Here is a 20515-nt window from a genome sequence, read left to right on the forward strand (position 1 = left end):
AGCCCCCATCGGCGCCCAGGGTCAAGGAAACGGCCGTTAATTCCTTTGGACGACGCAGCTTCCGCCGGCAGATTTCAGGCTTCCGCACATCTGCGCAGCTTCCTCGGACGAGCCGAACGGCCCCACCATCGCGCGATAATAGGTGCCCTTTTCGCCGAGATCGGCCTTCTTGATCGTCGGCGTGCGCGACCCGAGCACCGACGGGTACTTGCCTTGCAGCGCCTTGAACGAGGCCGCGGCTTCCGACTCCGAGCGCTGCGACGCGATCTGCACCAGATAGCCGCCACCAGCGGTGGTCGCGGGCGCTATGGCCTGCGGCGCGTTGTTGGCGACGCGGGCGGGGGCGGCAGGAGCCGGAGCGGCCTGTGGCGACAGCGAAATCGGCGCATTGGCCGGCCGGGCCGGCGCGGCGGCCGGCGGCGTACCGGTCAGGCGCGCCGGCGCCTGGCGGGCGGCCGGGGTGGCGTTCGGGTCCGTCTGGTCGCCTTTCACGGCAAAGGTGCGAATCTTGCGCGGTTCATCGCCGCCCTGTGCGGGGGCGCCGACCATCGGCTTGCCGGCCGGCGCGACGCTGGCGGTCGAGGGTGGATTGGCGTTCTGGTTCAGCGGCGGAAATACCACGCGCGGGCCACCTGCCTTGCTGGCATCCTGCACATTCACCGGCGTCTCCTCGCGCGACACCATTTTCTCCGGCGCGGCGCCGAGCCGGTCCTGGATCAGCTTGGCGTTCGCGTCGGTCGATGACGGCGGCACAATCTTGTTGGGGCCGGTGTCGGCCCGGATCACCGGGGGTTCGCCCGACCGCGGCGAGCCGATATAGGTCCGATAGGCGAAGGCCGCGCCAGTGCCGACCACGGCCAGCGCCAGCACGACGCCCACGGTCATCAGCCCGCCGCGACGCTTCGGTGCCGGCTCGTCGGCATAGGCATCCTGATAGGCGTAGGGGTCTTCTGCATAATTCTGACTCTGCGGCTGCTCGTAGCCGGGATCGGGCCGGCCATACAGCGCGTCATCATAGCGCGCGGGATCGGCGGGCTCCTGGTAGTGCTGTTCGGCGTAGGGATCGGGATGCGCAGCAGCGAAGCTTGGCGCCGGATGGTAGTCGGCTTCCGGCGCCGGCTCGGGGGCGTAGCGATTCACCTTGTAGGCCGTATCGGGTTCATGCTGATCCGTGACTTCCGGCTGATGGGTGTTCGGCTGATAGGCTTCCTGCGCGGCGACGCGCTTCATCCACGGCGGCGGGCCGCTCGGAGCGCCATCGGCATCATCTTCCGGCTTCGGCGGCACCGGCTCGGCGCGGCGCGACTGGCTGCCGTACCCGGTATTGGCGAACGGATCGCTCTGACCGATCAGCCGCGCCAGTTCGGCCAACGGATCGGCGTCGCTGCGCGGTCGCGACGCATCGCGACTGTGATCGTCTGAGGGGAAGGGTCGGTCGTGGTATCGATGATCAGCCATAGTCAATTTGCGTCCCCTTCGGGAAAGCCGCCAACCCGCTTGTCAACGATCGGCCGCTAGTGTGAGCCGCCACAGATCCCCATCAGACGGCCGTCCCCTGTCTACCGCATCTCGTCTGGCGCGGTGACGCCGAGAACGGCGAGGCCCGATGCCAGGACCGAGACGACGCTCTGGACCAGTGCCAGTCGCGCTTTGGTAAGTTCTGCATCATTAGTGATAATGAAGCGTAAATGAGGCATATCGCGGCCCCGGGTCCACAGCGCATGGAAGGCGCTGGCAAGGTCGTAGAGGTAGAAAGCGATCCGGTGCGGCTCGTGCGCCAGCGCGGCGGATTCGATCATCCGGGGATACAACGCCAGTTGCCGCGCCAGGCCGAGCTCGGCGGCGTCGTCGAGCCGCTCGACGGGCGCGTCCTTCAGATAGGCGACCCGGGCTTCGGTCTCCTCCGGCAGGTCAGCCAGCATTTCGCGGGCGTTGCGGAAGATCGAATGGCCGCGGGCGTGGCCGTACTGGACGTAGAACACCGGATTGTCCTTCGACTGCTCGCGGACCTTGGCGAGGTCGAAATCGAGCACCGCATCGTTCTTGCGAAACAGCATCATGAAGCGCACCGCGTCGGGGCCAACCTCGTCGACCACCTCGCGCAAAGTGACGAAATCGCCGGAGCGCTTCGACATCTTCACCTGCTCGCCATTGCGCAGCAGTTTGACGAGTTGCACGATCTTGACGTCGAGCGTGCCCTGCCCGGCGGTCACCGCCTTGATAGCCGCCTGCACGCGCTTGATGTAGCCGCCGTGGTCGGAGCCCCAGACGTCGACCATGTTGCGGAAGCCGCGGTCGAACTTGTTCTTGTGGTTGGCGATGTCGGACGCGAAATAGGTATAGCCGCCGTCCGACTTCTTCAGCGGCCGATCGACGTCGTCGCCATAGGCGGTGGCCCGGAACAGAGTCTGCTCGCGGTCTTCGTAATCCTCGACCGGCACGCCCTTCGGCGGCGGCAGCCGGCCCTCATAGACGTCGCCCTTGGCGCGCAGGAATTCGATGGTGTCGGCGACCTTGTCGACATCGCCGGAAATCAGCAAGCGCTCGGAGAAGAACACGTCGTGCTGGATGTTGAGGGCGGCGAGATCGCCCCGGATCATTTCCATCATCATGGCGATCGACGTGTCACGCACGCCCGGCAGCCATTCGGACTCCGGCTGGAGCAGCAACAGGTCACCATATTGGGCGGCGAGCGCCTGCCCGACCGGCACCAGATAATCGCCGGGATACAGGCCTTCCGGAATCGGGCCGATGTCCTGGCCGAGCGCCTCGCGGTAGCGCAGGAAAGCGGAACGCGCGAGCACGTCGACCTGGGCGCCGGCGTCGTTGATGTAATATTCCCGGCAGACATCAAAGCCGGCGGTGGCCAGCAGGCTGCACAGCGCGTCGCCGAACACCGCGCCGCGGCAATGGCCGACATGCATCGGCCCGGTCGGATTGGCCGAGACGTATTCGACATTGACCTTCTCGCCGACGCCGGTCGCGAGGCGGCCGTAGGCGTCGCCGTCGCGCAGCACGGCGCGCAGCGCCTCGGCCCACACCGCGGTCTTCAAAGTCAGGTTGATGAAGCCGGGACCGGCGACATCGACGGAGGCGACCAGATCGTCGTCGCGCAGTTTCGCGGCGATTGCTTCGGCGAGGTCCTTCGGCTTCAGCCTGGCCTGCTTGGCCAGCACCATGGCGGCGTTGCTGGCCATATCGCCGTGCGAGGCATCCTTGGTCGGCTCGACCACGACGCGCGACAGATCGAGCCCGGCCGGCAGCGTGCCTTCGTCGGCCAGCGCGCGGCAGACCGCATGGACGCGCGCGAGCATGATGGCGAACAGATGCGGAGACGGTGCGGAGGCCATGCGTGCAAACCAGAACTGCGCCGGACGATTCCGGCTGGAAGAAGAAGCGGATGATTAGCGGTTTCGCAGCCGGATCGCCAATCTTTTCAAAGCCAAGATACAGGATTAATCTGGCGTATATTAAGCAGCACAATCAATATCCTGCGCCAATATTCTAACGTAACTCGGGAGTTGAATCGAAAAGCCGCATATGTTCGGTGATGGCATAACGGTCGGTCATGCCGGCGATGAAATTGCCGATCCGGCGGGCGCGGTCGGCATCGCTTTCCGGCACCGAACCGGTCGGCAGCCATTCCGGCGGCAGGTCCTCGGGCGCCCTCTGGTAGCGCGCGAACAGGTCGAACAGGATACATTCGGCCTCGCCCATCACCCGCATCACCCGGGCGTGGCGGTACATCCGCGCCTTCAGGAACGCCTTGATGCCGGCCTCGGCCTTCTCGGCCTCGCGGGGAAACGCGATCAGCCCCTCGCCATGGCGGCGCACTGCCTCGACCGAGCCGAGCTGCGCCTGGGCCAGCCGCCGCGTCGACTCGCCGACCACGGCGCCGAGCAGATAGGAGATCAGTTCGCGCACCAGTTCGGCGCCGCGCCGGACCTCGTCGAGACCGGGATAGCGCGCGTCGATGTCGTCGATCATGTCGGCGGCGAGCGGCATCACCCGCAAATCGGTGACGGTGAACAGCCCGGCCCGCAGGCCGTCGTCGATGTCATGGGCATCATAGGCGATGTCGTCGGCGAGCGCCGCGACCTGGGCCTCGAGCGAAGCATAGCTGGAAAGCTCGAGGTCCCAGATATCGTTGAATTCGGTAATCCCCCGCGGCAGGCCCGGACCGGCATAATGGCCGAGCGCGGCCCCCGCCGGGTCGGTCAGCGGCCCGTTGTGCTTGACCACGCCCTCCAGCGTTTCCCAGGTCAGGTTGAGCCCGTCGAAATCGGGATAGCGATGCTCCAGCGCGGTGACGACGCGCAGCGTCTGGGCGTTGTGGTCGAAGCCGCCGTGCTCGGCGAGACAGGTGTCCAACGCGCGCTCGCCGGCGTGTCCGAACGGCGGGTGGCCGATGTCATGCGCCAGCGCCAGCGTCTCGGTGAGGTCTTCGTCCAGGCCGAGCTGGCGGGCGATGGCACGGGCGATCTGCGCGACTTCCAGCGTGTGGGTCAGCCGGGTGCGATAATGGTCGCCCTCATGGAACACGAACACCTGGGTCTTGTGCTTGAGGCGGCGAAAGGCGGTCGAATGGATCACGCGGTCGCAATCCCGCCGGAAGGCGCTGCGGGTGGCGCTTTCCGGCTCGGCGACCAACCGTCCCCGGCTACGCAGGGGGTCGCAGGCATACGGCGCGCGCGGCGCCGCCATTCCAACCGCCACGGTGTTTTGTCCTTATCCAATTGATTCCGCTGTCCAACGCACTTAACTATGCGGAGCGGGTTATTCAAACTTCCTGAGCGTCCCGCAGGAGTCACATCATGACAGCCACCAGCGTCACCATCAGCGAGCGGGCCGCCCGCCGGATCGGCGAAATCCTCAGGACCGAGGGCGATGGCGCCATGCTGCGCATCTCCGTCGAGGGCGGCGGTTGCTCAGGTTTTTCCTACAAATTCGACGTCGATCGCGCCAAGGCCGAGGATGACCTTGTTATCAACCGCGACAGCGCCGTGGTGCTGGTCGATTCCGCATCGGTGCCATTTCTGGCGGGCTCCGAAGTCGATTTCGTCGACGATCTGATCGGCGCGTCGTTCCGGGTGGTCAATCCAAACGCCACGGCCTCTTGCGGCTGCGGGACGAGTTTTTCGATCTGAGTAGGGATCTCAAGGCGCAAGAGTTTATGTCTCGCGCCGGCCGGCGGCGATGACTCCTTAGGCTGGTTCGCCTTGGGCTAGCCGGTTTTGACGGGCTTGAACGTCCACACTTCGTTCAGACCGCTGTCCCATTTCCAGACGATGATAGGGGTGCTGATGGGCTGCCAGTCGCTGCCTGCTGCATTGAGGTTCTGGTCGTTGTTGCCGACGATCCGCACCGGATACGGCGAGTCGCTCGCCACTTCCCAGGTGTGCGCATCGTCGAACGTCAGATTTTCAGGCAGATCGAACAGCTGAACGGCCGCTCCATTGTCTCCCGACGCCGGGGCCGCATACAGCCCGCGATACGGATTGAGCAGTATGAGTCCGCGGGTCGCAGGATAGGCCACAAGACTCCACAGCTGGTCAGGATCGCTGGTAGATGCGGTTTTTAGGATCAGCTGGCTGCCGGCCTGGTGGCTGTTGCCATCGATAGCCAGCGCCAGCCCGGTTCCCATGGTGATCTGGTAGCAAATGTTGGTCATGTGAACGCCCCGGCCCCATTTTAAACTTAAGGTTGCTTATGAAAAGCACAACCTTAGAGGTTTAACAATACCAAAGGAACTTTTCATGGTGGATGCCGTGGCCGGATGACGTCAGCGCTTCTTCCTACGTCACCTTGCGGCGGAAGGCGGCGCGGCGCGGCCGCGACGAATGGGGTGGACGATAGGCCCGGAGCTCGCGGCCCCCCCTCACTCGTCCGCTGTACGCGCGGCACCTTTGCCTCTGAGTGGAGAGCGAAGGAAAGGAGTGCGACCCACTGTCTCTATCTCTCCGCGAACATCGCCCGCGCATTGCCATGGGCGATCTGCTTCGCGATCGCCGGCGACAGCTGCGCCAGCCAGGCGCGGTAGCCTTCCATGGTGTCGCCGTAGCTCGACCAGCGTTCCGGCACCCAGGTGTCGGAGCCGAGCAGGAAGCGGTCGGGGTATTTCTCGAACAAAGCGCGCCATTCCGTCGTGAGCCGGCCCGCGCCGTCGACGATGCCGCTGCGATAGGACAGCTCGCCCCACAGCTTCGGATATTTCGCCAGCATCGCGGCGACGCGATCCGCCGACAGGCCGAAGCCGGTATGCGCCCAGATGATCTGCGCCCGCGGATTGTGCCGCATCAGGATCTCGATGGCCTCGGCATCGGAATGGGCGTGCAGATAGAGATCATGCGCGACGGCGAAATCGACGGTCTTCCTGACCATCTCGGTGTCGGCGGACTTGCCGTGCAGATGGAATTCGCCGACGCCGCGGTAGTAGCCGCGCTTGAACTCGTCCTGCACCAGATCGAAGATCACGGGATCGTTGAACCAGGTCTGGATATCGGGCCGGACGCGGTAAGGCCGGATGAAGGGCACCACCTGCAGGTCGCTGGCTTTGCCCTCGGCCTTGGCGCCCATCAGCACATGGGTGCCGGTGTTGGGACGGCTGGTGGCCAGAATGCCGGTGACGCGGTGCTTCTTCAGCAGCGCCAGCACCTCGTCGGGCTGAAAGGTCGGCGTCGGCTCGAAATTATAGTGCAGATGCGCGTCGAAAATCTCGATCGGCTCGTCGGCCGCGCGCACCGGCGCGGCGAGAAAGGTCAGTGCAACCAGAGCCGAGGCCCAGGGCAATTGCATCACTCCGCCGCCACGGCGCGCGGCCGCTCCTCGTCGAACGCCTCGTGCTCCTGCGGATTCAGGCGGCGCTTCAGCTTGCGGTCGATGCGGTCGAGATAGATGTAGATCACCGGGGTGATGAACAGCGTCAGGATCTGCGAGACACAGAGGCCGCCAACCACCGCGATGCCGAGCGGCTGGCGCAGTTCGGCGCCGGCCCCCGCGCCGAGCGCGATCGGCAGCGTGCCGAAGATCGCAGCAAAGGTCGTCATCATGATCGGGCGGAAACGCAGCAAAGCGGCCTCGCGGATCGCATGCTCGGCGGAGAGCCCGACGCGGCGGCGCTCCAGCGCGAAATCGACCATCATGATGGCGTTCTTCTTGACGATGCCGACCAGCATGACGATGCCGATCATCGCGATCACCGACATTTCCATCTTGAACAGCATCAGCGTCAGGATCGCGCCGATGCCGGCCGACGGCAGGCCGGAGATGATGGTGATGGGGTGAATGAAGCTCTCGTAGAGAATGCCGAGGATGACGAAGGCGGCAAACACCGCGGCGAGGATCAGGACGCCCTGCCCGCGCAAGGAATCCTGGAACACCTGCGCGGTGCCGGAGAATCCTGTTGCGATCGTCACCGGCAGCTTGGAGTCCGCCTCGATGCGGGTGATCTGGTCGACCGCATAGCCCAGCGAATAGCCGGGTTGCAGGTTGAACGAGATCGTCACTGCCGGCTGCTGGCCCTGATGGTTGATCTGCAGCGGACCCACCGTCGGCACCAGCCGCGCCACCGCGCTGAGCGGGATGGTCTGGTTGTTGCCGGTCTTCATGTAGAGCCTGGAGATGTCGCTGGGATCGATGCGGAACTGCGGCTGCGCCTCCAGGATGATCTGGTAGTCGTTGGTCGGCATGTAGATGGTGCCGACCTGCCGTGCGCCGAAGGCGTTGTAGAGCTGGTTGCGGACCTGATCGACGGTGATGCCGTAGACCGCGGCCTTCTCGCGGTCGATATCGACCGTCATCTGCGGGTTCTTGATATAGAGGTCGGTGGTGACGTCGAGCAGGCCCGGCACCTTGGCGATCTGGTCGCGCATCTCCGGCGAGACGCGGTACAGCGTCTCGGTGTCGCTGCCCTGCAGCACATATTGATACTGGCTCTTCGACGGACGGCCGCCGACGCTGAGGTTCTGGATACTCTGGAAGAACGCCTGCAGGCCGGGAATGGCAGTGGCCTTCTGGCGCAGCCGGGCAATCACCACCGGCGCCGGCTCGCGCTGCTTCTGCGGCTTCAGCGCGATGAACAGCCGGCCGTAATTGGCGGTCGGATTGGGGCCGCCGGAACCGACGGTCGAATTGATGTAGTCGACCGCCGGATCGGATTTCAGCAATTCGGCCAGTGCCATTTGCCGGGTCGTCATCGCCTCGAACGAGGTGTCGGTGGCAGCCTCGGTAATCCCCGTCAGGAAGCCCGTATCCTCCTGCGGGAAGAAGCCCTTCGGCACGATCATGTAGAGATAGACGGTGCCGCCAAGCGTGGCGATGGTCAGCATCAGCATCAGGAACTTGTGCGCCAGCACGTGGTCGAGCGCCCATTCGTAGCCGCGCAGCCAGGCGGCGAACATCCGCTCGAACAGCCGGAGTACGATGTTTTCTTTCTTGTGCGGATCATGCGCCTTCAGCACGCGCGCGCAGAGCATCGGCGTCAGCGTCAGCGACACGAAGCCGGAGACGATGATGGCGACCGCCACGGTGACCGCGAATTCGCGGAACACGCGGCCGACGATGCCGCCCATCAGCAGCACCGGGATGAACACCGCGATCAGCGAGAAGGTGATCGAGATGATGGTGAAGCCGATCTCGCGCGCGCCCTTCAAGGCGGCGTCGAACGGCTTCATGCCGTGTTCGATGTGGCGGACGATGTTTTCCAGCATGACGATGGCGTCATCGACCACGAAGCCGACCGACAGCGTCAGCGCCAGCAGCGTCATGTTGTTGATGGAGTAGTCCAGCATGTACATCACGGCGCAGGTGCCGAACAACGAGATCGGCACGGCAAGCGCCGGGATGAAGGTCGCCGAGGCCGAGCGCAGGAACAGGAAGATCACGATGATCACCAGCACCACGGCGATCAGCAGCGTCTCCTCGACGTCGGCCACGGCCTCGCGCACCGAGACCGAACGGTCCATCATCACGCTGACCTCGATCGAGGGCGGTAGCTGCGCCTGCAGCGACGGCAGCTTGGCGCGCACGCCATCGACCACCGCGACCGTATTGGCGTCGGGCTGCTTCTGGATCGCCAGCACGATGGCGCGCTTGCCGTTCAGCCAGGTCGCGACCTTGTCGTTCTCGACCGCGTCATAGATCTTGGCGACCTCGTTGAGCTTGACCGGCGAGCCGTTGCGCCACGCCACCACGATCTGGTCGTAATCCGACGCCTTGTTCATCTGGCCGGAGGCCTGCAGCGAGATATCCTGCTTCGGTCCGTTCAGGGTACCGACGGGGGTCGAGGAATTGGCCCGCGACACCGCGGTGCGGATGTCCTCCAGCGACAGGCCGCGTGCCGCGGCGGCTTCCGGATCGGCCTGGACGCGAATGGCGAATTTCTGCGAGCCGTAGATCACGACCTGGGCGACGCCCGTGATCTGCGACAGCGCCTGCCCGATGGTGATGTCGCCGAATTCATTGACCGCCGACAGCGGCAGCGTCGATGAGCTCAAGGCGACGAACAGCACCGGGAAGTCGCCGGGGTTCACCTTGCGGAAGCTTGGCGGGATCGTCATCTCTATCGGCAGCCGGCGCTGCGCGATGGTCAGTGCGGTCTGCACGTCCAGGGCGGCGGCATCGATGTTGCGGTTGAGGTCGAACTGGATCGTGATCCCGGTGGTGCCCTGCGACGAGCTCGACGACATCGAGGAAATGCCGGCGATGGTCGAGAGCTGGCGCTCGATGACGCCCGCGACCGACGCCGCCATGGTGTCGGCGCTGGCGCCGGGCAGTGTGGCGGTCACGGCGATGGTCGGAAAATCCACCTTCGGCAGCGCCGACACCGGCAGCAGCCGGAATCCGAAAATACCGAACGCGATGATCGTCGCGGTGAGCAGCGTGGTCATCACCGGGCGGCGGATGCTGAGTTCGGAAAGCGTCATGGCTCAGGCCCCGGCCTTGCGGGCGCGCGCCTCGACCCTTGTGCCCTCGGTCAGCAGCAACTGGCCGTCGACCACCACATCCTCCGTGCCCGTCAGGCCGGAGCTGATGACCGACATGCCCTGCGCGGTGCGATCGACCGTGACCGGCTGCACATGGGCGATATTGTCCTTCACGGTGAACACGAAATTGCCGGTCTGGCTGCGCTGCACGGCGACGGTCGGCACCACCACGCCATCCTCGCTGCGCACGATCAGCTTGGTCTGCACCAGGATGCCCGGCCACAGCGTCTCCGACGGGTTGTTCATAATGCCGCGCACGGTAACCATGCCGGTGGTCGAATCGACGGTGTTCTCGACCATCGCGACCTTGCCGTCTTCCGACCGGCCGCTCTGCGGAATGGTCGCGATCACCTTGGTCGAGCCCGCCGCCATCGCCTCGCGGAGATCCGCGAGCACGCGCTGCGGCACCGCAAAGGAGACGTAGACCGGCGCCATCTGGTTGATGATCGCCAGCGGCGTGGTATCGGCCGGGCGCACGAAATTGCCGACCTTGACGTTGGCCTGGCTGATGCGGCCGGCAAACGGCGCGCGGATCTGGGTGAAGCTCTTCTGCACCTTGAGATTGTCCAGCGCCGACTGGTCGGCCTGGATGGTACCGGCAAGGATGTCGGACGCGGTCTTGGCATTGTCGACATTGACCTGGGTGGTGGCGCCCTTGCCGATCAGGTCGCTGAAGCGCCGGACGTCGCGCTCGGCGCCGGCGAGCTGGGCGCGGTCCTTCATCAGGGTGCCCTCGGCCTGCTCGATCTGGGCGTCGATCTGGCGCGAGTCGAGGGTGAACAGGAGGTCGCCCTCCTTCACCCTGGCGCCGTCTTCGAAGTGCACGGCGAGGATGGTGGTCTCGACCCGGGATTTCAATGCGACGCTGGAGATCGGCGTTACCATGCCGATCGAATCGACATCGACCGGGACCGGCTTGCGCTCGGCCTTGGCAAGGTCGACGGCGACGACGCGAACGCGGGGCGGCGCCTTGGCGCTGGTATTGCCGCCGCTCCACGACGCGCGTGTCAGATAGGCTGCGGCCGCCGCGGCGCCGACAACCAGGATCAAGGCGATCGATGTACTTTTTTTCATCACATCCCACGTCAATACAGCCGAATGCCCGGGCCTCTCCGATGCTCCAGCCCCCGACAGCGACTTATGCGCTTTGGCCCAGCCTATCACGGCGCGACGGTGCATGGTATGCACACAAACAAGATTTCGCCATCATTATCACCGGGAAACACTGCCATGCGGATCGCGACCTGGAACGTGAACTCCGTCCGTCAGCGGCTCGACCACCTGCTTACCTGGCTGCGCGACTGCGCGCCGGACATCGTGTGCCTGCAGGAGATCAAATGCGTCGATGAGGCCTTTCCGCGCGAGGCGATCGAGGCGCTCGGCTACAATGTCATCACCCATGGCCAGAAGACCTTCAATGGCGTGGCGCTGCTCTCGAAGTACCCGCTGGAGGAAGCCACGCCTCGCCTGCCCGGCGACGACGAGGACACCCATGCGCGCTTCATCGAAGGCGTGGTGTCGCTGAAATCCGGCGTGGTGCGCGTCGCCTGCCTTTACCTGCCGAACGGCAATCCGGTCGATACCGAGAAGTACCCCTACAAGCTGAAATGGATGTCCCGGCTGCAGGAATTCACCCGCCTGCGGCTGAAGACCGAGGAGCCGCTGATCCTGGCCGGCGACTTCAACGTGATCCCGGCCCCGGCCGACGTGCACAACCCTGCCGCCTGGGCCAATGACGCGCTGTTCAAGCCGGAGACGCGGGAGAGCTTCCAGTCCCTGCTCGGCCTCGGCATGACCGACGCGCTGCGCGCCGTCACCGACGAACCCGGCCAGTACACGTTCTGGGATTACCAGGCCGGCGCCTGGCAGAAGAACTGGGGCATCCGCATCGACCATTTGCTGCTGTCGCCACAGGCCAGCGACAAGCTCGTCGACGTCGGCATCGATAAATATGTCCGCGCCTGGGAAAAGCCGTCGGACCACGTGCCGGTGTGGATCGACCTGGATCTGGAGGCGGCGTGATCGCCGCTCCGCAGGGTCAAAGGCTGATCAGTCCTTGCGGCCCTGCACCCAGTGCTCGATCATCTGCAGCGCCATCGCGCGGTCGTCCTCGGACGCCTTGCTGATCGCCCGGTTGTAGCTTTCCTGGATCCAGACCTCGTCGGGCGCGGCGTTGTCGCGGGCCAGCGTCAGCCACATCAGTCCGCGGGCCATCTGGCGCGGCAGCGCCTCGCCGTTGAACAGCATCTGGCCGAGCAGCGCCTGGGCCTGGTGCTGGCCCTTCTGCGCGGCGAGGCCGAGCCAGCGCACGCCGTATTTGGTGTCGCGCGGCGCGCCGATGCCCTTCAGGTACAGGCGGGCCAGGTCGTATTGCGCGTCGGCATTGCCGAAATAGGACGCGGCATAGGAGAACATCTCGCGGGCGCGCTCGGTGTCGACCTTGACGCGCGAGTTCGGAATGCCGTCGAGGTAATAGCGTCCGAGCGCCACGAAGGCATTGGCGACGATGGTGGCCTGCGGCGCCGACGGGCTGTCCTCGGCATGGGCATTGGCGATGCGGCTGAAATAGTCAAAAGCGCGCAAATCGTCCTGCGCCACGCCGTTGCCGTCGGCATACATCCGGCCGAGCTTCCACTGCGCGATCGGATGGCCGCCCTCGGCCGCATATTGCAACGCGGTCAGCGTGGTCTCGGGCTTGGCCGACTTTTTCAGGATGGGAGCCGTACCGGGCAGCGCGGAAACCATCGGGATGGTCGCGTCCGATCCGACCGGGGCGCCGTCGAAGGCCAGCGATGGCGTGGCCACCGACGCGGCCCCCAGGACGATTGCGACAAGAAATGTACGCTCGATAATCCGCATAACATGGTTTCTCGTGCGCCCTGCCGGGGCCGGTAACAGCGCGACCGACGGCCGCTCCGACCGGCCCGGCAAACTGCCGGACGCTACAGATGCAGGAAGGCTCGCATGTGGTCGAAGCCTGGTCGCCCGCCCGTCGACGGACCGTTTCCGGTCCAACGTCCAATGATCGACAGCGCGGCCGTCCGGATTTTCCATGATCCCTAAATCACGCATGTGTTTGGCGAGATCACGGCCACGCGGTTTCAAATCCGCGACGCAAGGAGTCTTTTTGAAGACATCGACACCTTCGGAAATAGCCGCCAGCGCGCGACCGGGATGGCCATCCGTCGGCTCATCAGGCCCGCAACGCACGATCGCGGCGCGGCCTTGCGGCGCGGATCGGTTAGACCTGGATGGCGTCGTGGCGTTCATCTCGAACCTGGTTTCCCAACCTGCCGCGCCGACAAGCCGACGTTTCCGTCGCTCGCGCGCGCCAGCGGTGGTCTGCGGACGTCAAATGATTTCATGGAGGCGTGTGGCTAAATCGCGGCGCACGCAAGGATCAGTTAGGCGGACGGTTAAATCCCGGGGAACTGTGGCCCCAGCGCAACATTTGTTGCGCCCATGCAATCTTGGGAAAGCGACTGAAGTCGCAGGTCGCGGCTCGGCACTCTCTAGCGAGGACTGCGACCGATTGCACAAACGGCATTACTGATCATCAGCCAAGCGCCGTTTGGCCTACCGTCAAACATCCTGCCAAGCAGGCGACGGCGCGCCGGTTCACATCCCGGTAAAGCCGGCCTTGACCGGATCGTTGCTGCCATCGAGTTCGCGCAGATAGGTCAGTCCGCACACCGTCAGGCGGTGTTCGTCCTTCTCGCCGCCATCGAACAGCGACTGGATGTAGCTCGACACCTTGGCGCGCGCTTCGTCGTTGGCGCTCTGGGTCCGGCTCACCATCATTTCGTAGGTGTGCATGATGCGGTCGATGGCGGTCTGCATCGGATTGTCTTCTCCGGACATCAGGCGACGAGCTGGGTGGATTCGAACGATGCGATGGCGCGATTGGCGAGGCGGATCTTGTTGCCTTCGCCGCGGTGAAACATCTGCACGATAAGTTCGAGCAGGCGATCATGCGTGATCTGGCTGTCGGGAATGGCGCCGCTCCTGCGCAGATAGTTGGCAGCGATGGCGTAGGCATCGCCCACCGCCTCGACGTTCATCACCTTCAATCCGCGCTCGACCAACATGGCAAGTTCCTCCGGTTCGAAGCGATAAGGCGCGGAGGCTGGAACAAGTTCCGTCGGCGGAAACATTTTTGGCGGCGCGATCTCCGGCGCCGCCGGAGACCACGTCGCTCAAACGACAATCGGCCCGCTGTTTCCAGGCGGGCCGATCAAGGTCGTCAGATCGGAGGTCCGCCGTTGCCCGGCGTGTGGTGATTGGGTGGTCGCACTTCTCGGATGAGAGCGGCACATGGCCGGCCTCGGGGCCGGAGCCGGTCGCGAAGCATACACGCTCCGCGCCAGCGCCTTGGTGCGTTTCCTCAGTTCGTTCTCAAAGGCGATACAGGATCTGGTCGGTCCAGAAACGCTCGAGGCGATGCAGCGACTTGTTGAGCGTGGCGAATTCTTCGTTCGAGATGCCGCCGACCTGCTCAACGGTCTTGACGTGCTTGCGATACAGCGCGTCGACGATGTGGCGGATTTCCTGGCCCTGCGCGGTCAGGCGGATGCGGACCGAGCGGCGATCGACGCGGCTGCGCTGGTGATCGAGGAAGCCGAGTTCGACGAGCTTCTTCAGATTGTACGACACGTTCGAGCCGAGATAGTAGCCGCGGGTGCGCAGCTCGCCGGCGGTCAATTCCTTGTCGCCGATGTTGTACAGCAGAAGCGCCTGCACCGAATTGATATCAGCACGACCGCGGCGGTCGAACTCGTCCTTGATCACGTCGAGCAGGCGGCGATGCAGACGCTCCACCAGCGTGAGCGCTTCGAGATATAGCGGCTGCACCGGCGCCTGTCCGGGAACGAGATCCACGTTCTCAACCGTCGATACGGCTTTCATCATGACACTAACCCCTGTTATCGCTTCGTCGCTTTTTGCGACTTATTTGACGAAACTTTTGTCCCGTCTGATGGTCTCAACGTAAGGGTCAGCGTTTGAAGAACCGCTTAAATAAGACAATAAAGAGATCATGAATTTGAGACAGTGAATCGCGTATTAAGCCGATGAATAAAGGGCTTCTTGCAATCTTTGATTCACGCTGCGGAGCTCGTGTTCCAGCTTTGTCCGCGGATTCTGGCCCATAGCGAAACAGCATCCTTCAAATCTTAAAGGTTGGGGTAACGGAGATGACCGCGGCGTTAGGGTGACTCAAATCTTACCGAAAAAATGCCGAAAATTATTCGACAGTTTTACGCAAAAAGATTGGGCGCGTTACGCAACCCCGCGCACCCTGCCCTCCCAATACGGCGCGCGCAGCGCCTTGCGGTCGAGCTTGCCGAGGCCGGTGACGGGGATCTCGGCGAGAAAGTCGATCGTCTTCGGCGACCACGGCGCGCCGCGCTTGTCCTTCACATGGGCCTGCAACTCGGCGGCGGAATTGTTGGCGCCGGGCTTCAGCACGACGAAGGCCTTCACCGCCTCGCCCCATTTGTCGTCGGGAATGCCGATCACCGCGGCCGACGCCACCGCAGGATGCGCCATCAAGGCGTCCTCGACTTCGCGCGGATAGATGTTGAATCCGCCGGAGATGATCATGTCCTTGGTGCGGTCGACGATGTAGAAATAGCCGTCGGCATCTTTCACCGCGACATCGCCGGTGTGCAGCCAGCCGCCGCGCAGCGCTTCCTCGGTCGCCTCCGGCCGCTTCCAGTAGCCATCCATCACCAGCGAGCCGCGTACGCAGATCTCGCCGGGCTGGCCCAATGCCACTTCGCGCATCTCGGCATCGAACAATTTGACCTCGACCATCGCATTGGCGCGGCCGCAGGAGCCGAGGCGCCCGGGCTTTGCATCGTCATGATCGATCTTGCGCATCGTGGTGATGATCTGCGGCGCTTCGGTCTGGCCGTAGAGCTGCACGAAGACATTGCCGAAGATTGCGATGCCTTCGCGCAGCCGGTCCGGCGACATCGGCGCCGCGCCGTAGACGATCGTCTGCAGGCTGCTGAGGTCGTATTTTTCGCGCAAGGCCGGCGCGTCGATCAGCGCATAGATCAGCGTCGGCACCAGGAAGGTCGCGGTGATCCTGTCCTCCTGCACGGCCCGGCAATAGGTCTCAGCGTCAAAACCCTGCACCAGCCGGCTGAAGCCGCCGCGCAGCATCACCGGAAACAGCGTGATGCCCGCCGCGTGGCTGATCGGCGTCGCGGCGAGATAGCGGATCTCGGCCGGCCAGTCCCAGTCCGCGACGATCGCCAGCGACATCGCCACCAGCACGCGGTGCGGCAGCATCACGCCCTTGGAGCGGCCGGTGGTGCCGCCGGTATAAGCGAGGAAGGCCGTGTCGCCGAACGCGCTGTCGTCGACCAGCGGCGCCGGCACGGCGTCCGGCAGCTCGGCCAGCAGGTCGCGCGCGCCTTCCAGCGCGCCGAAGGAGAGAAGATGCTTGAGGCCGGGGACGCGCGCCTGGATCGCCAGGCCGCGCGCGGCAAACTTGCCGGCCTCGACGATCAGCGCGTCGATTTCGGCGTCCTCGACGATGAAGGCATGATCGTCTTCCGCGGCCATCGGATGCAGCGGCGTGTAGCGCAGCCCCATCACCATGCAGGCGGAAATCGCCGCCCAGGCGTCGGCGCGGTTGCCGGACAACACACAGAGTGCGTCGCCCTTCTTGAGGCCGATCGATCGAAACAGCGTGATGAAGCGGGCGACGACATCGCCGAACTCGCGGTAGCTCCAGCGCACGGTGCCATCGGCCAGCGCGGGGCGATCGCCGTGGCGCGCGATGGCGCTGACGATCAGGCTGCCGGCGGTGCCGCCGGAATAAAGCGGGTTCATGGAAACCTCCCTGGATTATCAAGCACGGCCTTCTGCGAGGCCTGTCGTGCGGCAGCGACGGTACCTATGGCGGCCGTTCGCGGGCGGCCATCCAGGCCAGCGCCAGATAGGCGGCGAGAAATACCGCCTGCAGTCCGACGATCACCAGATTGCCGCCGTAGATATTGGGGAACATCAGCTCGATCACACCCATCGAGACCACGGTGGTGAGCCAGACCACCGCCCCCCACGGCGTCGCCAGCCACAGCCCGACGGCGCCGACCAGTTCGATGACCGCGAAATAGACCGTGGCCGTCTGCCAGGCCATGGTCTGCACCTCGAAGGCCTCGTCCTCGGTGCCGACGAAGCCGGTGACCTGCGCCCAGTGGTACAGGCCCTGGGCCATCGAGATCACGGCCATGATGCGCAGAAACAGCACCAGCCGGCGGGTCCAGACGTTCTCTTCGGAGATTTCGCGGGTCGAGGAGATCGCCGCGACCGACATCGCCAGATCCCGCGACGAGATGTCCCGCGAGGTGTCGCGTGCGGCGGGCTCAGACATGCCGCGGCCGTTCGGGAGCGGGAACTGGAGAGATGGTGCGAGTCATGGCTGGTTTTGTGGGCCTTCGGGGCCGCAAAATCAATCACCCAGCCATTCCATGATCGCGGTGACGAAACACCGGTCACATGCTAGAACTAGAAAAAGTCGAATTCGAAAGTTCGGGAGAGACGGCATCATGGCGATCAAATTCGGGCGTCCCATCGACCTGCGTGAGCCCTCCCCGCGTCCCTCCGTCTACACCGCCCCGTCGCTCGATCTCGTCAGCCGGCCGCGCCGCAACCGCAAGTCGGAATGGGCGCGCCGCATGGTGCGCGAAAACGTCCTCACCACCGACGACCTGATCTGGCCGTTGTTCGTGATCGACGGCGACAACAAGCGCGCCGACGTCGCCTCGATGCCCGGCGTGCAGCGCCTGACGGTCGATCAGGCGGTGCGCGACGCCGAGCGCGCCATGAAGCTCGACATTCCCTGCATCGCGCTGTTTCCCTATACCGAGGCCTCGCTGCGCGACGATATCGGTTCGGAAGCCTGGAACGGCAATAATCTGGTCTGCCAGACCGTGCGCGCCATCAAGAAGGAATTTCCCGATCTCGGCGTGCTGTGCGACGTGGCACTCGACCCCTTCACCAGCCACGGCCATGACGGCCTGCTGCATGACGACGGCCGGATCCTGAACGACGAGAGCGTCGCCGTGCTGGTGCGCCAGGCGCTGGTGCAGGCCGAGGCCGGCTGCGACATCATCGCGCCGTCCGACATGATGGACGGGCGGGTCAGTGCGATCCGCACGGCGCTCGATGCCGCCGGGTTCCTCGACGTTCAGATCATGGCCTATGCCGCGAAATACGCCTCCGCCTTCTATGGCCCGTTCCGCGACGCGATCGGCTCGGCCAAGATGCTGACCGGCGACAAGCGCACCTACCAGATGGACTCCGCCAATTCCGACGAGGCGATCCGCGAGGTCGAGCTCGATCTCGCCGAGGGCGCCGACATGGTGATGGTGAAGCCCGGCATGCCCTATCTCGACATCGTCCGCCGCGTGAAGGACACCTTTGCGGTACCGACCTTCGCCTATCAGGTGTCCGGCGAATACGCGATGATCATGGCCGCCGCCAACAACGGCTGGATCGACGGCGACCGCGCCATGATGGAAAGCCTGCTCGCCTTCAAGCGCGCCGGCGCCGACGGCGTACTGAGCTACTTTGCGCCCGCCGCCGCCGAGAAACTGCGCCGCGAGCGCTAGCCGCGGCTTTTTTCTTCCTTCTCCCCTTGTGGGAGAAGGTGACACGGCCGAAGGCCGTGACGGATGAGGAGTTGCCAGGCTCAGAGCTTGTGGCTACCCCTCACCCGTCTCGACCCGCTACGCGGTTCAATCCACCCTCTCCCACCTAGCGAAGCGAAGCTTCGCGCGGGGGAGAGGGAAGAAAGAGCCGGCTCTCCTCTGCAACGATGCCGGCGTCTTGCGCCGGGGTTCGCCGATATCCATTTGTCAGGACTGCGATGGTGCAGGCGGAGAACCGTGATGTCCGACAACAATTCGAACACCACCTGGCGCAGCGGCCCGCAGCCTGGCGGCGCCTATGATCCGTGGGCGAATCCGCAGCTGTTCAGTGGCGTGCTGACACGGCGCCTTGTCGCCTTCCTGATCGATCTCGTGGTGATCTCCATCCCGGTGGTTCTCGCGGTGATCTTCATCGCGGTGTTCGGGCTGGTCACGCTCGGGCTCGGCTGGGGACTGTTCTGGCTGGTGTCACCGGCCACGGTGATCTGGCCGATCCTGTATTACGGCATGTCGCTCGGCGGCCCGCATTCCGCCACCTGGGGGATGCGGACGATGGATTTGCAGATGCGAACCTTCACCGGCACGCCGGGCTACTTCCTGCTCGGCTGCGCGCATGCGGTGCTGTTCTGGGCCTCGATCTCGTTCCTGACGCCCTTGGTGCTGGTGGTCGGCCTGCTCAATGGCCGTCGTCAGCTGTTGCACGACCTCGTGCTCGGCACCGTGGTCGTCAACAATTCCGCCCAGGCGCGGATGGCGCAGCCGGCAGGCCGGACCTATTGAACGATTATATTCGGCAAAGCGGCCGACGGATTGACCGTCGGCCCGGGCAGCGCGATGCTGGCACCACCTGCTTCGGAGACTGACGCCAACCGTGACCCAGCACTCCCGCGACACTCCGCAATTCTACCTGACGGCGCCGTCGCCCTGCCCTTATTTGCCGGGCCGGCACGAGCGCAAGGTGTTCACCCATCTGGTCGGCGACAAGGCCGGCGATCTCAACGACCTCCTGACCCATGGCGGTTTCCGGCGCTCGCAGTCGATCGCCTATCGCCCGGCCTGCGACCAGTGCCGCGCCTGCGTCTCGATCCGCGTGATCGCCAATGAATTCCGCCCGTCGCGTAATTTCAAGAAGGTGATGGCGCGCAACAGTGACATCATCGGCGAGCAGCGCAGCGCGGTGCCGACCTCGGAGCAGTATTCCGTGTTCCGCGCCTATCTCGACCAGCGCCACCGCAATGGCGGCATGGCCGACATGACCGTGCTGGACTACGCGATGATGGTCGAGGACAGCCATGTCGAGACCAGGCTGATCGAATATCGCCGCCGCGGTCCCGACAGCGGCATCACCGGCCGCGGCGGGGATCTGATCGCCGTAGCGCTGACCGACGTGCTGACCGACGGTCTGTCGATGGTGTATTCGTTCTTCGAGCCGGCCGAAGAGAGCCGCTCGCTCGGCACTTTCATGATCCTCGACCACATCGCCCGCGCGCGCCGGCTCGGGCTGCCTTATGTCTATCTGGGCTACTGGATCGAAGGTTCCAAGAAAATGGACTACAAGGGCCGCTATCTACCGCAGCAGCGGCTGGCGCCCTCCGGCTGGATGCGCGTCGATGCCGGTGGCGAGAGCATCAGCGAGCCGCAAGAGTGATCCGTAGCCCGGATGAAGCGCAGCAAAATCCGGGGGCCAGCGTTTCAGCGGATAGATGACTTACTAAATGATTCCATTATTTCATCACCAGCGAATCTTGGATTCGCTATCGGCCCAGTGGATCGGGACGATATCTACGGCCTCACCTTTGTGCTCCTGTTTGGCTGCTGCCACGGCCAATGCCCTGGTCCTGTGAACCACTGCACTGGGATAACGGTAGT

The 20515-nt window shown here is 64.5% G+C and carries 18 protein-coding genes; 5 read left to right on the forward strand and 13 right to left on the reverse strand.

Annotated features, from left to right (window positions below; all coding sequences use genetic code 11):
• Positions 1 to 36: 36 nt before the first annotated feature.
• The 3 genes from FNL56_RS17220 to FNL56_RS17230 all read right to left on the reverse strand — a co-directional run bounded on the left by FNL56_RS17220 (position 37) and on the right by FNL56_RS17230 (position 4716).
• Positions 37 to 1458, reverse strand: a complete 1422-nt coding sequence (locus FNL56_RS17220; protein ID WP_143574113.1) for an SPOR domain-containing protein — start codon at positions 1456 to 1458, stop codon at positions 37 to 39.
• 101 nt (positions 1459 to 1559) lie between these two features.
• The gene (gene argS / locus FNL56_RS17225) at positions 1560 to 3350 is read right to left on the reverse strand and encodes an arginine--tRNA ligase (RefSeq protein ID WP_143578033.1); all 1791 of its coding nucleotides are present in this window, start codon (positions 3348 to 3350) and stop codon (positions 1560 to 1562) included.
• Positions 3351 to 3504: 154 nt separating this feature from the next.
• Positions 3505 to 4716, reverse strand: a complete 1212-nt coding sequence (locus FNL56_RS17230; protein WP_210245405.1) for a deoxyguanosinetriphosphate triphosphohydrolase — start codon at positions 4714 to 4716, stop codon at positions 3505 to 3507.
• A 98-nt stretch (positions 4717 to 4814) separates the two neighbouring features.
• Between FNL56_RS17230 and erpA the strand changes: the two genes are divergently transcribed.
• Entirely contained in the window at positions 4815 to 5147 is a 333-nt protein-coding gene (gene erpA, locus FNL56_RS17235) for an iron-sulfur cluster insertion protein ErpA (RefSeq protein WP_143574115.1), read from the forward strand.
• 77 nt (positions 5148 to 5224) lie between these two features.
• On the opposite strand, the gene FNL56_RS17240 is transcribed toward erpA, so the two are convergent.
• The 4 genes from FNL56_RS17240 to FNL56_RS17255 form a co-directional block, all read right to left on the reverse strand.
• On the reverse strand, positions 5225 to 5671 hold the full coding sequence (locus tag FNL56_RS17240) for an RICIN domain-containing protein (protein ID WP_143574116.1): 447 nt from the start codon (positions 5669 to 5671) through the stop codon (positions 5225 to 5227).
• Between the two features lie 281 nt (positions 5672 to 5952).
• Positions 5953 to 6795: an amidohydrolase family protein gene (locus FNL56_RS17245; protein WP_143574117.1), complete on the reverse strand. Its 843-nt coding sequence runs from the start codon at positions 6793 to 6795 to the stop codon at positions 5953 to 5955.
• Positions 6795 to 9923 carry an efflux RND transporter permease subunit gene (locus FNL56_RS17250; RefSeq protein WP_143574118.1) on the reverse strand — a complete coding sequence of 1043 codons (3129 nt, stop codon included), beginning with the start codon at positions 9921 to 9923 and terminating at the stop codon, positions 6795 to 6797. The genes FNL56_RS17245 and FNL56_RS17250 overlap by 1 nt, the downstream gene beginning before the upstream one ends.
• A 3-nt stretch (positions 9924 to 9926) precedes the next feature.
• Positions 9927 to 11057 carry an efflux RND transporter periplasmic adaptor subunit gene (locus FNL56_RS17255; protein WP_143578034.1) on the reverse strand — a complete coding sequence of 377 codons (1131 nt, stop codon included), beginning with the start codon at positions 11055 to 11057 and terminating at the stop codon, positions 9927 to 9929.
• A 156-nt stretch (positions 11058 to 11213) separates the two neighbouring features.
• Between FNL56_RS17255 and xth the strand changes: the two genes are divergently transcribed.
• Positions 11214 to 12005, forward strand: a complete 792-nt coding sequence (gene xth / locus FNL56_RS17260) for an exodeoxyribonuclease III (protein WP_143578035.1) — start codon at positions 11214 to 11216, stop codon at positions 12003 to 12005.
• A gap of 27 nt (positions 12006 to 12032) precedes the next feature.
• Here xth and FNL56_RS17265 read toward each other — a convergent pair whose 3' ends face one another.
• The 6 genes from FNL56_RS17265 to FNL56_RS17290 all read right to left on the reverse strand — a co-directional run bounded on the left by FNL56_RS17265 (position 12033) and on the right by FNL56_RS17290 (position 17367).
• The gene (locus FNL56_RS17265) at positions 12033 to 12842 is read right to left on the reverse strand and encodes a tetratricopeptide repeat protein (RefSeq protein WP_143574121.1); all 810 of its coding nucleotides are present in this window, start codon (positions 12840 to 12842) and stop codon (positions 12033 to 12035) included.
• Positions 12843 to 13601: 759 nt separating this feature from the next.
• Complete coding sequence (locus FNL56_RS17270; RefSeq protein ID WP_143574122.1) at positions 13602 to 13823, reverse strand: hypothetical protein; 222 nt, start codon at positions 13821 to 13823, stop codon at positions 13602 to 13604.
• A 20-nt stretch (positions 13824 to 13843) separates the two neighbouring features.
• A complete protein-coding gene (locus FNL56_RS17275; RefSeq protein WP_143574123.1) occupies positions 13844 to 14071 on the reverse strand; it encodes a hypothetical protein in 228 nt (75 codons plus the stop codon).
• 307 nt (positions 14072 to 14378) lie between these two features.
• Positions 14379 to 14891, reverse strand: coding sequence for a transcriptional regulator LdtR (gene ldtR, locus FNL56_RS17280; protein WP_143574124.1), 513 nt, complete (start codon positions 14889 to 14891; stop codon positions 14379 to 14381).
• A gap of 369 nt (positions 14892 to 15260) precedes the next feature.
• Entirely contained in the window at positions 15261 to 16826 is a 1566-nt protein-coding gene (locus tag FNL56_RS17285) for an AMP-binding protein (protein ID WP_143574125.1), read from the reverse strand.
• Positions 16827 to 16890: 64 nt separating this feature from the next.
• Complete coding sequence (locus FNL56_RS17290; protein WP_143574126.1) at positions 16891 to 17367, reverse strand: DUF6163 family protein; 477 nt, start codon at positions 17365 to 17367, stop codon at positions 16891 to 16893.
• Between the two features lie 175 nt (positions 17368 to 17542).
• Between FNL56_RS17290 and hemB the strand changes: the two genes are divergently transcribed.
• The 3 genes from hemB (at position 17543) to FNL56_RS17305 (ending at position 20294) form a co-directional block, all read left to right on the forward strand.
• Positions 17543 to 18607 carry a porphobilinogen synthase gene (gene hemB, locus FNL56_RS17295; protein WP_143574127.1) on the forward strand — a complete coding sequence of 355 codons (1065 nt, stop codon included), beginning with the start codon at positions 17543 to 17545 and terminating at the stop codon, positions 18605 to 18607.
• A 279-nt stretch (positions 18608 to 18886) separates the two neighbouring features.
• The gene (locus FNL56_RS17300; protein ID WP_143574128.1) at positions 18887 to 19426 is read left to right on the forward strand and encodes an RDD family protein; all 540 of its coding nucleotides are present in this window, start codon (positions 18887 to 18889) and stop codon (positions 19424 to 19426) included.
• Between the two features lie 91 nt (positions 19427 to 19517).
• Positions 19518 to 20294 carry an arginyltransferase gene (locus FNL56_RS17305; RefSeq protein ID WP_143574129.1) on the forward strand — a complete coding sequence of 259 codons (777 nt, stop codon included), beginning with the start codon at positions 19518 to 19520 and terminating at the stop codon, positions 20292 to 20294.
• Positions 20295 to 20515 lie beyond the last annotated feature (221 nt).

Source organism: Tardiphaga sp. vice304 (assembly GCF_007018905.1).
Taxonomy (GTDB): Bacteria; Pseudomonadota; Alphaproteobacteria; order Rhizobiales; family Xanthobacteraceae; genus Tardiphaga.